Below are 12,144 nucleotides of genomic sequence, written 5' to 3'. Positions count from 1 at the left end.
CCGCCGTACGAGCGGAGTTCGTGGTCTGAATCACACCACTGGTGGGCAGATGTCCAGGTCTTGTCTTGTTCGCGGCTGTTCCCGCAGGTGTTAGGGCTACCCGCCCCGCCGGGGGTGGCGTTGCCCGACTCCCGCTACACTGACCGAGGACCCCGCGCGGTGTTCATCTCGCGAACCTCCCCAGGGCCGGAAGGCAGCAAGGATAAGCGGGCTCTGGCAGGTGCGCGGGGTCCCCTTTCGTCTTACGCCGGTCCGCTCGGCGCTCCCGCCACCGTCGCGGCGGCCAATCCCACGATCTCGGCCACCCGCTCGTAGCTGCGCACCCGGTCGGCGTGCTCGAACACGCTCGTGGTGATCATCAGCTCGTGCACCCCGGTCTTGGCCAGCAGGTCCTCGATCTTCCGGCGCACCGTCTCCGGCCCGCCGACGATCTGGCTGGACATCCGCTCCTCGATGAACAGCCGGTCCAGCTCGCTGTAGGGGTACGCGGCGGTCTCCTCCGGCGAGGGCAGGCGCCCCGGGGACCCCTTGCGCAACTGGAGGAACTGCAGCGCGGCGGGCTCGGCGAGGCGTAGTGCCGTCTCGTCGTCCTCAGCACAGACCACGTTGACCGCGATCATCGAGTATGGCTGGGACAAGATGGCCGAGGGCTTGAACTTCTCCCGGTACAGCTCTAGCGCCGGGAGGGTGTTCTCCGAGCTGAAGTGGTGGGCGAACGCGAAGGGCAGACCGAGGTACCCGGCCGCCTGGGCGCTGTAGCCGCTAGAGCCCAACAACCAGATCGTGGGCTGGTTGCCCAGTGCGGGTACGGCTGTGACCCCGTTCGAGTCACGACCGGTGAAGTAGTTCGCCAACTCGATGAGCTGCTCGGGGAAGTCGTCGGCCGACAGCGAACCCTCTGTGCGCCGCAACGCCCGCGCCGTCACCTGGTCGGTGCCCGGTGCCCGTCCGATCCCCAGGTCGACCCGACCGGGGTGCAGCGCCTCCAACATCCCGAACTGCTCGGCCACCACCAGCGGCGCGTGGTTGGGCAGCATCACCCCGCCGGACCCGACGCGGATGCGCTCGGTGGCCATCGCGATGTGCGCGAGCAGCACCGCGGGCGCCGAGCTGGCGATGCCGGGCATGTTGTGGTGCTCGGCGACCCAGTACCGGTGGTACCCGAGCCGTTCGGTTGCCCTGGCGAGGTCGAGGCTGTTGCGCAGCGCCGTGGTCTCCGATGAGCCACTGGCCACCGGGGCGAGGTCGAGGACCGAGTACGGGATAGGCACGTACCGACCAACGCAGCCGGGGGCGGTCGGATTCCCGGCCTGTCGGTGCCGACCGGTAGTGTCGCGACGTGGCGCTCGCCCTCTACCGCAAGTACCGGCCTGCGACCTTCGCCGAGGTCGTCGGACAGGAACACGTCACCATCCCGCTGCGCACGGCACTGGCGGCGGGCCGGGTCAACCACGCCTACCTCTTCTCCGGGCCGCGCGGCTGCGGCAAGACCTCCAGCGCGCGCATCCTGGCCCGGTCGCTCAACTGCGCCGAGGGGCCGACCGACGAGCCGTGCGGGGTGTGCGACTCGTGCGTCGGTCTGGCCCCCAACGGCCCGGGCACCGTCGACGTCGTCGAGCTCGACGCGGCCAGCCACGGTGGTGTCGACGACGCCCGCGAGCTGCGCGACCGCGCCTTCTACGCGCCTGCCAGCTCGCGCTACCGGGTGTTCATCGTCGACGAGGCGCACATGGTCACCACGCAGGGCTTCAACGCCCTGCTCAAGATCGTCGAGGAGCCGCCGGAGCACCTCGTCTTCATCTTCGCCACCACCGAGCCGGAGAAGGTGCTGCCGACCATCCGGTCGCGCACCCACCACTACCCGTTCCGGCTCATCCCGCCCAGCTCGATGCGCGAGTTGCTGGAGCGCAACTGCGCCGCCGAGAACGCCAAGATCGAGCCCGCGGTCTTCCCGCTGGTCATCCGGGCAGGCGGTGGTTCGGCGCGTGACACCCAGTCGGTGCTCGACCAGCTCCTCGCGGGCGCAGGCCCCGAGGGGGTCACCTACGAGCGCGCGGTGTCGCTGCTCGGTGTCACCGACGTGGCGCTCATCGACGACATGGTCGACGGTCTCGGCGCAGGCGACGCGTCGGCGGTCTACAGCACGGTGGACCGCCTGGTCGAGGCCGGACACGACCCGCGCCGCTTCGCCTCCGACCTGCTCGACCGGTTGCGCGACCTGGTCCTGATCCGCGCCGTGCCGGACGCGGCCGGCCGCGGGCTGGTCAACGCGCCGGAGGACGAGCTGGTCCGCATGGTCGGCCAGGCCGAACGGCTCGGTGCTGCCACCTTGGCGCGGTACGCCGAGATCGTGCACACCGGCCTGGTCGAGATGCGTGGCGCCACCGCGCCGAGGCTGCTGCTAGAGCTGCTGTGCGCCCGGATGCTCCTACCGGGCGCGGTGCCAACGGACGCGGCGGCCGACTCGGCTGTCCTGCAACGGTTGGAGCAGATGGAGCGCAGGCTGTCAGCGGCTCCCGTCACAGAACCCAGCGCCCGCCCGGTCGCCACCCGACCGTCCCAGCGCGCGCCGGAACCCGCTCGCGAGCCCGTTCGAGCCGCGCAGCCCGCGCCGGCCGCGCAGCCCGTGCGCACTCCGGAGCCCGTTCGAGCCCCTGAACCGGTCCACGCTCCCGAACCGCCGCGCACCCGCGCTCCCGAACCCGCGCCGGAGCCCGCTCCCGCGGTCGAACCCGAGCCCACCTCGGAACCTGCGGCGGAGCAGACCAGTGCCCCTGGCGGGTTGGACGCCGCGGCGATCCGCCGGGTCTGGCCCGAGCTGCTCTCGGCCGTCCGCTCGTCCAGCCGCAGCACCGAGGCGATGCTGACCAACGCGACGGTCCAGTCGGTCGAGGGGGAGACGGTGGTGATCGCGCACCCGGCCGCCCCGCTGGCCCGCAGGCTCGCCGACCCGCGCAACACCGACGCCATCGCCCAGGCCCTGGTCTCGGTCCTCGGCGGCCGGTGGCAGGTCCGCTGCGTCCACGCCGAGCCCGGCGCCGCGGCCGCGCAGCCCGCCCGTCAGTCCCGCCCGGCGCCGGAGCCCACCCGTACCTATGAGCCTTCTCGGCGTCAGGTCCCCCCACCGGCGACGGCAGCACCAGCGGACGAGATCCCCCCGCCTGAGCCGCCGGAGCCCGACCTCCCGCCCGAGCCGGAGGACGAAGAGGAGATGATGGCCCAGGCCGCCGTCAAACCGGATCCCAACGACGCCTCGACGCGTCAGCAGGACCCGGAGGCGGTCATGCTCAAGCTCCTCGCCGACACCCTGGGCGCGCGCCCGGTCGAGTAGCGGCCTGCTCAGCCCACCTGGACCAGGCGGGTGGCCGCGGATTCCGCCCGCACCACGGCGACGTGCCCGGTCGTCGTGCGCAGCGCGATCGCGCGGGAGTCCGGCGACCAGTGGAAGTCCTCGATCTCACCGTCCACAGTGGTGGATCGCAGGAAGCGCCCGTTGTCGGTCTGGTACAGCGAGAGCTCGTTGCCGACGGCGACCGCGACCCGACGGCCGTCCGGCGCCGTCCAGCCCCTGGCGGTCGGGTCGAGCGACACGACCAGCGGGTGCCAGCTCTCGCTGGCCACGTCGAAGCGGACCACCCTGGCCGACTCCGGCTCGTACTCCACCGCCGTGAGCCGCGCCGAGTCCGGCAGCCAGCGCAGGTTCGCCCGACCGCGGGCGGCGGGCTCGGCGGAGATCAGCCGGACGTGGTCGTCCTCGGTCACCGGCATGGTGTCGACCAGGAGCAGCTTGCGCGGCAAGCGAATCGCGATGTAGCGGCTGTTAGGGCTGACCGCCGACTCTATGACCGCACCGCCGCGGTCGTAGACGGCTTGTTCCTCGCCTACGAGCACGTTGCGGATCACGACGCTGTAGAGCAGACGGTGTTTCCTGTTGGTGCGGTACACGATCCGACCGGGCAGGACCCCGAGGAGCTCGTTGGCGTGGTCGTCGGAACCGACCAGCGGCGTGAGCTTGCCGCCGATCTGGACCAGCGACAGCCGAGCCGGGGTTCCGTGCTGCACCACGACTTTGCGCTCACCGGGCAGGTAGCGCGCCGCGGCGGCGTCCGCCACCGCGGCCAGCTCCCGGCTCTTGCCCTTCGCGTCGACCTCGACCAAGCGGACCTCGCCGCCTGTGGACGGTGCACCACCCGCGGCCCGCGCGCCACCAGTGGGCAGCGCGATCAGCACCCGCTCCTGCTCGTCGACGTCGAGCACCCGCATCCCGGACATGATCTCCACCTTGTCACAGGGAGGTCAGCCCAGGTACCCGAGGACCCCGTTCGCGATCGCCTCGGCGTAGCGCTGCCTGCCCTGCGCGCTGGAGAGCACCGCGGCCTCCGCGGTGTCGCGCATGTTGCCGCACTCGACGAGCGCGATGGGCCGGGTCGACAGGTTCAGCCCACCCAGGTCGTCGCGCGCCGACAGGCCCTGCGAGCCGATGTAGGTGGAGGTCGCCAGCCCGGCCGCGACCATGCCGTCGCGCAGGGACCTGGCCAACCGCATCGACGGCTCGCCTTGGGCGTCGTTGAGCGGGGGCGAGGAGTAGGCGATGTGGAAACCGTGCGCGCCCGCGCTCGTCGATCCGTCCGCGTGCAGGGAGACCACGGCGTCCGCGCCGGAGTCGTTCCCGATAGCCGCACGCCGGTCGACGCAAGGGCCGACGCCGGTGTTGTCCGGCCTGGTCAGCACTACCTTGACGCCCCGGGCTGTCAACGCGTCACGCACGCGCATCGCGAGATCCCAGGTGAAGGCGTGCTCGGCGTAACCGCCCGCGGTAGCCGTACCGGTGGTGTTGCACGGCTTGGTCCGACCACGACCCGCTGGCACCAGCCGGTTGATCTCGGCCGCGTGGCTGGCGTTGCCGCCGTTGTGCCCCGGGTCGAGCACTACGACCTTCCCACCGGGGACCGCCTTCACGGGCGGCTTGGTGGTCGTGGTCGTCGCCTTGGGCTTGGTGGTGGTCGTGGTTGTCGTCGTAGAAGAAGGTGGGGGAGTCGCAGTGGAGGAGCTGGTCGAGGTCGTCGTGGTGGTGGTAGTCGGGACTGACGAACTCGTCCCCAATGTCTGTGGTTGAGCGGGCTCCTGCCCACCGCAACCAGACAGCACTACCGCGAGCACACAGCCGAGGGCCAGCCCGGCACGTCGTCTCAGCACGGGCCCACGATGCCATAGAGCGCGGCCCTCTAAGCTGGGTATGGCACCAACCCGAGACGAGAGGGGCCGCGGTGTTTCCCGGAGGCGGCGCACCCGACATGCAGGCGATCCTGGCGCAGGCGCAGAAGATGCAGGAGCAACTGCTCTCGGCACAGCAGGAACTGGCCGACGCCGAGGTCACCGGCACCGCGGGCGGTGGTCTGGTGACCGCGACGGTGTCCGGTGCCGGAGAGCTCAAGGCCCTGGTCATCGACCCGAAGGTGGTCGACCCCGACGACACCGAGACGCTGGCCGACCTGGTCATCGCCGCGGTCAGGGACGCGGGCAACAACGCCCAGCGCCTGGCCGAGGAGAAGATGGGTCCGCTCGCCGGTGGGCTCGGCGGCGGCGGCCTCGGCCTGCCGGGGCTGTGAGGGCGCGGTGTACGAGGGACCGGTCCAGGATCTGATCGACGAGCTCGGCAGGCTGCCCGGCGTCGGTCCCAAGAGCGCCCAGCGGATCGCCTTCCACCTGCTGGCCGCCGAACCGGCCGATGTCGGCCGGTTGCAGGACGCGCTGCAGAAGGTCAAGGAGGGCGTGGTCTTCTGCGACGTCTGCGGCAACGTGTCCGAGGAGGCCACCTGCCGCATCTGCCGCGACGCGCGCCGGGACCCGACCGCGGTGTGCGTGGTCGAGGAACCGAAGGACGTGCTCGCGATCGAGCGCACCCGCGAGTTCAAGGGCCGCTACCACGTGCTCGGCGGCGCGCTGGACCCGCTCTCCGGCGTCGGTCCCGAGCAGCTGCGCATCCGGCAGCTGCTGTCGCGGATCTCCGCCCAGGAGATCACCGAGGTCATCCTGGCGATGGACCCGAACACCGAGGGCGAGGCGACCGCCACCTACCTGGTGCGGATGCTGCGCGACTTCCCCGGGCTCACCGTCACCCGGCTCGCCTCCGGCCTGCCGATGGGCGGCGACCTCGAGTTCGCCGACGAGCTGACCCTGGGCCGGGCGCTGTCCGGCCGCCGCGCGGTCTGACCCTCCACAAAGGACGCGGTGGACTGCTGCCATGTCCAATACTGTGGATGACTGGGAACGGGGCAGGGGTCGCCCGTCAGGGGTGAATCGGGTCGCCGCCGCCGTTCTCGCGACACCACCGCGGCTCGGCCGGGTCCGTTTGGTCGCCATCGATGGTCCATCCGGCTCGGGCAAGAGCACTTACGCCGCCGAGTTGGCCGCGCAGATCCCCGACTCCCGGCTCGTCTCCACCGACGAGTTCGCCACCTGGGACGACCCGATCGCGTGGTGGCCGAGGCTGGTGGCGGGGGTATTCCACCCGCTCGGGGCAGGCCGACCCGGTCGATACCGCCGAACACAGTGGGTGAACGGGAAACCCGGGCCGGGGGACTGGGTCGACGTGCCGGTTCCCGGGACGTTGCTGGTCGAGGGGGTGTCCTCCGGCCGCCGGTCGATCATGTCGTCACTGTCCGCGCTGATCTGGTGCGAGCTGCCCGACCCCCTGCGCCGCCTGGAACGCGCGGTGGCCCGCGACGGCGCCGACTCGCGCGCGGAACTGGTGCGCTGGCAGGCTTTCGAGTCCGGTTGGTACCCCGTCGACCGAACCAGGGACCGTGCGTCGATCGTGGTCCTGTGTGACCGGTCACGTACCTCTTCCGTCCGTTGAGCGGACAAATCGGGGCCTGATCTCACTCTGAGTGTCTTTTTGATCGCGTACCGGTGATTCTGTGTATGGCAGTTGGCCGGATCGTGACCTCCCGTAGCTAAGGGATGGTGATCTGAGCGGCTATGGTCGGCCACCACACGGTGAGATCCCGGAGTCAGTGAACCGGACACGAGGAGTGCGTGATGGCTTACCAGCGATCCGCGCGAACCGGTCGACCGGACGGCAACACCAGCCGCCCACGACTTGTCGCGCAGTCGCCCGGACGGGGACGGTCGGCGGCATGACGGCTCCACCGGACGTCTCCGGAACCGCGGCGGAAGCGGACCCGGAGGCCAGTCTCAAGGGCGTGAGCAAGAAGGCGATCCAGGGTCGTTCACTCGGCCAGATCGCGTGGATGCGGCTCAAGCGCGACAAGGTCGCCATCGGCGGTGCGATCGTGATCGCGCTGCTGATCCTGGTCGCGATCGCCGCGCTGCTGCTCGACCGCGTCTTCGACGTGGTGCACCCCAACGAGTTCCACCAGGACCTCATCGACACCGAGAACGGCACCCTGGCGCCGCTGGGCACCTTCGGCGGCATCTCCGGCAGCCACCCGCTGGGCATCGAGCCGGTCAACGGCCGCGACATCCTGGCCCGCATCTTCGCCGGTTCCTGGATCTCGCTGCTGATCGCGAGCCTGGCGACCGTGCTCTCGGTGGTCATCGGCACCACGATGGGCATCATCGCCGGTTACTTCGGCGGCTGGGTCGACACGCTGATCAGCCGGTTGATGGACGTCTTCCTCGCCTTCCCGCTGCTGGTCTTCGCGATGGCACTGGTCGGCGTGCTGCCAGACACCGCGTTCGGGCTCTCGCCGGAGATGGTCCGGATCAGCCTGCTGATCTTCATCATCGGCTTCTTCAACTGGCCCTACATCGGCCGCATCGTGCGCGGGCAGACCCTGTCCCTGCGCGAGCGGGAGTTCGTCGACGCCGCCCGCAGCCTCGGCGCGCGCGGCCCGTACATCCTCTTCCGCGAACTGCTGCCCAACCTCGTCGCGCCGATCCTGGTCTACGCGACGCTGCTGATCCCGACGAACATCCTGTTCGAGTCGGCTCTCTCCTTCCTCGGAGTCGGCATCAACGCGCCAACCGCGACCTGGGGCGGCATGCTCTCGGACGCGTCGCGCTTCTACACGATGCCGCACTTCATGCTCTGGCCCGGTCTCGCGATCTTCGTGACCGTGCTCGCGTTCAACCTGTTCGGCGATGGCCTGCGCGACGCGCTCGACCCCCGTGCCCGATAGGTGAGTTGTAGTCCCGGAATTGCTCCTGGAAGAAAGGGTGCAACAGCACAATGAACAGCAAGCGCTTGGTAACCGCGGTCGCCGCGGGCGCGGCTGTCGTGATGGGGCTGTCCGCCTGTGGCGGCGGAACGAGCTCCAGCGGCGGCAGCACCGGGGGCAACGGGGGCACAAACACCCCGGCCTTCAACGCGGCCATGACGACCATCTTCAACCCTTCCGACAAGAAGGGCGGAACCGTCCGGGTCGCCAACGCGGGTACGTGGGACTCCCTCGACCCGGGTGAGACCTACTACGGCTACTCCTGGAACTTCGCCAGGACCTACACCCGCACCCTGGTGATGTTCAAGCCCGCCCCCGGCGACGGCTCGTCCGAGCTGGTGCCCGACCTGGCGGAGAGCCTGGGCGAGGCGAGCGACGGCGGCAAGACCTGGACGTACAAGATCCGCAAGGGCGTCAAGTTCGAGGACGGCAGCGTCGTGACGTCCAAGGACGTCAAGTACGCGGTGCTGCGCTCGACCGACAAGGAGACCTTCCCCAACGGTCCGGCGTACTTCGAGGGCTACCTCAACCTGCCCGACGGCTACAAGGGCCCGTACAAGTCCAAGGGCGTCGACACCAACTCGGCGATCGAGACCCCGGACGACCAGACGATCGTCTTCCACCTGAAGCAGCCCTTCGGTGGGTTCGACTACTTCGCGATGATGCCGCAGACGGCCCCGGTCCCCGAGGCCAAGGACACCGGCGCGAAGTACAAGGAGCACGTCATCTCGACGGGCCCGTACAAGTTCGACAAGAACGAGATCGACAAGGGCTTCACCCTGGTCCGCAACGACCAGTGGGACGCCACGACCGACCCGAACCGCAAGGCGCTGCCGGACGGTTACCAGGTCACCATGAACGTCAACGCCGACGACATCGACAACCGGGTCATCTCCGGTGACCTCGACCTCGACATCACCGGCACCGGCGTGCAGCCCGCGTCCCTGAGCCGCGTGCTCGGCGACCCGGCGCTCAAGGCAGGCGCGGACAACCCGTCCTCGGCCCGCCTCTGGTACACCAGCATCTCCCCGACCGTCGCGCCGTTCGACAACAAGGCGTGCCGCGAGGCCGTGCAGTACGCGGTCGACCGCACCGGCTACCAGACCGCTTACGGCGGCTCGTTCTCCGGCGGCGACATCGCGACCAACCTGCTCCCGCCGCAGATCCCGGGCTCGACCAAGTTCGACCTGTACCCGGCCGGTGCCGACAACAAGGGTGACGTCGAGAAGGCCAAGGCGAAGCTGCAGGAGTGCGGCCAGCCCAACGGCTTCGAGACCAACATCGCCTACCGGGCCGAGCGCCCGAAGGAGAAGGCGGCCGCCGAGGCGCTGCAGCAGTCCCTCGGTCGGGTCGGCATCAAGCTGACGCTGAAGGCGTTCCCGCAGGGTGACTACTTCTCCCAGTTCGCCGGTAACCCGCCCTACGTCGTCGCCAACAAGCTGGGCCTGGCGCTCAACGGCTGGCAGGCGGACTGGTCGGACGGCTTCGGCTTCCTGTCGCAGATCGTGGACAGCCGGGTCATCCGCGAGACCGGTGGCTCGTCGAACATCTCCGTGCGCGTTCCCGACGTCGACAAGCTGCTCGACGAGGCGATCGGCGAGACCGACAAGTCCAAGCGCGAGTCCGACTGGGGCGCCATCGACAAGCGCGTCATGGAAGAGGCCGTCATCCTGCCCGGCGTGCACGCGAAGGCGCTGCTGGTCCGCCCGAAGAAGCTGACCAACGTGTTCGTCTCCGCCGCGTACGGCCAGTACGACTACCTGTCCTTCGGTGTTGCGTAGACCTTCCCTGTGACTGTTGACGTTAGGTAGGTGAAGGCGACAGGGGAACAGGCCCGGGACGACCTCCCGGGCCTGTTCTCCGCCTGCCGGCCACTGTGATCACATACATCATCAGGCGGCTTTTCGCGGCCATCGTGCTGTTGTTCGTCGTCAGCGCGGTGACGTTCGCGATCTTCTTCCTCATGCCCAAGCTGGTCGGGGCGTCGCCGGAAACCCTGGCCACGCGCTACGTCGGCCGCGCCGCCACCGCCGACACCGTCCGCGAGACCGCCGAGCGGCTCGGGTTCTACGACCCGATCTACGTGCAGTACTGGGACTGGGCCAAGGGCATCTTCGTCGGCGCCGACTACAGCTACGGCACCGGCGTCGAGCACTGCCCCGCGCCGTGCCTTGGCTACTCGTTCCGCAACAACCAGCCCGTGTTCCCCGACCTGATGGACCGGCTGCCGGTCACGATGTCGCTGGCCGTCGGCGCCGCGGTGCTGTGGCTGCTCGGCGGTGTCGCCGTCGGCACGCTGTCCGCACTGCGCAAGGGCACCATCTTCGACCGCGCCGCGATGAGCATCTCGCTCGCTGGCGTGTCGCTCCCGATCTTCTTCACCGGGCTGCTGTCCCTGTCGATCTTCAGCTACAACCTGGGCTGGACCGCGGTCGGCGGGTCGTACGTCCCCTTCCTGGAGAACCCGGGTGAGTGGGCCTACAACCTGCTGCTGCCGTGGATCACCCTGGCGCTGCTGTTCTCCGCGCAGTACGCGCGGCTCACCCGCGCCGGGATGCTGGAGACGATGAACGAGGACTTCATCCGGACCGCGCGCGCGAAGGGCCTGACCGAGCGGACGGTCGTCGTCCGGCACGGCCTGCGCGGCGCGCTCACCCCGATCCTGACGATCTTCGGCCTCGACGTCGGCCTGCTGCTCGGCGGCGCGATCCTCACCGAGAGCGCGTTCTCCCTGCAGGGCCTCGGCAAGTACGCCATCGACGGGATCACCAACTACGACCTGCCCAAGGTCATGGGCGTGACGATCCTCGCGGCGTTCTTCGTCGTGCTCGCCAACCTGGTCGTTGACCTCCTCTACGCCGTCGTCGACCCGAGGGTGCGTGCCAAGTGACCCAGCAAGAAGACACCCTCGGCGGGGCCGCGATCCGGCCCCCCGCGGACAACGGCGCGTTCCTGCAGGTCCGCGAACTGCGCGTGCACTTCCCCACCGACGACGGCGTGGTGCGCTCGGTCGACAACCTGTCCTTCAGCGTCGACAGGGGCAAGACGCTCGGCATCGTGGGCGAGTCCGGTTCCGGCAAGAGCGTGACCAGCCTGTCGATCATGGGCCTGCACAAGAAGGGCACCGCCAAGATCACCGGCGAGATCCTGCTCGACGGGCAGAACCTCGTCGGCATGGCGCCGGACCGGGTCCGCCAGCTGCGCGGCAAGCGGATGGCGATGATCTTCCAGGACCCGCTCTCGGCGATGCACCCGTTCTACACGGTGGGCAGCCAGATCATCGAGGCGTACCGGATCCACAACAAGGTCAGCAAGGCGGTGGCCCGCAAGCACGCCATCGACCTGCTCGACCGGGTCGGCATCCCCAACCCCAAGTCCAGGGTGGACGACTACCCGCACCAGTTCTCCGGTGGCATGCGGCAGCGCGCGATGATCGCGATGTCGCTGTCGTGCGACCCGGAACTGCTCATCGCCGACGAGCCGACCACCGCGCTCGACGTGACCGTGCAGGCGCAGATCCTGGACCTGATCCGCGACCTGCAGGCCGAGTTCAACTCCGCCGTCGTGATCATCACCCACGACCTCGGCGTCGTCGCCGAACTCGCCGACGACATCATGGTCATGTACGCCGGTCGCGCGGTCGAGTACAGCTCGGCCGCCGACATCTTCAACTCCCCGCAGCACCCCTACACCTGGGGCCTGCTCGGGTCCATGCCCCGGCTCGACCGGGAGCGCACCGAACGGCTGCAGCCCATCAAGGGCACGCCGCCGAGCCTGATCAACGTGCCGGAGGGGTGCCCGTTCAACCCCAGGTGCGCGTACGCGGGCACCAACGGCGACCTGAGCTTCACGGTCCGCCCGGAGTTCCGCGACGTCGGCGGCGGTCACCACATCGCCTGCCACCTGGGTGCGCAGGACCGCCAGCGCATCTGGGAGACCGAGATCAGGCCGAAGCTGTGAG

The 12,144-nt window shown here is 69.5% G+C and carries 11 protein-coding genes and 1 other RNA gene; 9 read left to right on the top strand and 3 right to left on the bottom strand.

Annotated elements, in window-relative coordinates; translation table 11 throughout:
• The first annotated feature begins 144 nt into the window (after positions 1-144).
• An RNA gene (gene ffs / locus CLV68_RS02290) (signal recognition particle sRNA small type) lies at positions 145-239 on the top strand.
• A 3-nt stretch (positions 240-242) separates the two neighbouring features.
• On the opposite strand, the gene CLV68_RS02285 is transcribed toward ffs, so the two are convergent.
• Positions 243-1,265, bottom strand: a complete 1,023-nt coding sequence (locus tag CLV68_RS02285; protein ID WP_121390913.1) for an LLM class flavin-dependent oxidoreductase — start codon at positions 1,263-1,265, stop codon at positions 243-245.
• A 74-nt stretch (positions 1,266-1,339) separates the two neighbouring features.
• On the opposite strand from CLV68_RS02285, the gene CLV68_RS02280 reads away from it, so the two are divergent.
• Positions 1,340-3,331 (top strand): DNA polymerase III subunit gamma and tau, encoded by a 1,992-nt coding sequence (locus CLV68_RS02280; protein ID WP_121388948.1) that lies wholly within the window; start codon positions 1,340-1,342, stop codon positions 3,329-3,331.
• A gap of 8 nt (positions 3,332-3,339) precedes the next feature.
• Here CLV68_RS02280 and CLV68_RS02275 read toward each other — a convergent pair whose 3' ends face one another.
• Positions 3,340-4,272 (bottom strand): hypothetical protein, encoded by a 933-nt coding sequence (locus CLV68_RS02275; RefSeq protein ID WP_121388947.1) that lies wholly within the window; start codon positions 4,270-4,272, stop codon positions 3,340-3,342.
• Between the two features lie 24 nt (positions 4,273-4,296).
• Positions 4,297-5,196, bottom strand: coding sequence for an N-acetylmuramoyl-L-alanine amidase (locus CLV68_RS02270; RefSeq protein WP_246009635.1), 900 nt, complete (start codon positions 5,194-5,196; stop codon positions 4,297-4,299).
• A 98-nt stretch (positions 5,197-5,294) separates the two neighbouring features.
• Here CLV68_RS02270 and CLV68_RS34895 point away from each other — a divergent pair, with 98 nt between their 5' ends.
• The 7 genes from CLV68_RS34895 to CLV68_RS02235 all read left to right on the top strand — a co-directional run bounded on the left by CLV68_RS34895 (position 5,295) and on the right by CLV68_RS02235 (position 12,143).
• Positions 5,295-5,609 (top strand): YbaB/EbfC family nucleoid-associated protein, encoded by a 315-nt coding sequence (locus CLV68_RS34895; protein ID WP_246009634.1) that lies wholly within the window; start codon positions 5,295-5,297, stop codon positions 5,607-5,609.
• 7 nt (positions 5,610-5,616) lie between these two features.
• On the top strand, positions 5,617-6,213 hold the full coding sequence (recR, locus tag CLV68_RS02260; RefSeq protein ID WP_092786247.1) for a recombination mediator RecR: 597 nt from the start codon (positions 5,617-5,619) through the stop codon (positions 6,211-6,213).
• Between the two features lie 82 nt (positions 6,214-6,295).
• Entirely contained in the window at positions 6,296-6,859 is a 564-nt protein-coding gene (locus tag CLV68_RS02255) for a uridine kinase family protein (protein WP_342772754.1), read from the top strand.
• A 280-nt stretch (positions 6,860-7,139) separates the two neighbouring features.
• Positions 7,140-8,144 carry an ABC transporter permease gene (locus tag CLV68_RS02250; protein WP_121388944.1) on the top strand — a complete coding sequence of 335 codons (1,005 nt, stop codon included), beginning with the start codon at positions 7,140-7,142 and terminating at the stop codon, positions 8,142-8,144.
• Between the two features lie 50 nt (positions 8,145-8,194).
• On the top strand, positions 8,195-9,964 hold the full coding sequence (locus CLV68_RS02245) for an ABC transporter substrate-binding protein (protein ID WP_121388943.1): 1,770 nt from the start codon (positions 8,195-8,197) through the stop codon (positions 9,962-9,964).
• Between the two features lie 95 nt (positions 9,965-10,059).
• Positions 10,060-11,073: an ABC transporter permease gene (locus tag CLV68_RS02240; protein WP_121388942.1), complete on the top strand. Its 1,014-nt coding sequence runs from the start codon at positions 10,060-10,062 to the stop codon at positions 11,071-11,073.
• Positions 11,070-12,143: an ABC transporter ATP-binding protein gene (locus CLV68_RS02235; protein ID WP_170224038.1), complete on the top strand. Its 1,074-nt coding sequence runs from the start codon at positions 11,070-11,072 to the stop codon at positions 12,141-12,143. The genes CLV68_RS02240 and CLV68_RS02235 overlap by 4 nt, the downstream gene beginning before the upstream one ends.
• The last annotated feature ends 1 nt before the right edge of the window (position 12,144 follow it).

Origin of the sequence: Actinokineospora cianjurensis (genome assembly GCF_003663795.1) — a bacterium.
GTDB classification, from domain to species: Bacteria; Actinomycetota; Actinomycetes; order Mycobacteriales; family Pseudonocardiaceae; genus Actinokineospora; species Actinokineospora terrae.
Note: the sequence above shows the minus strand (reverse complement) of the source record. Positions and strands in the feature narration are given on the sequence as shown.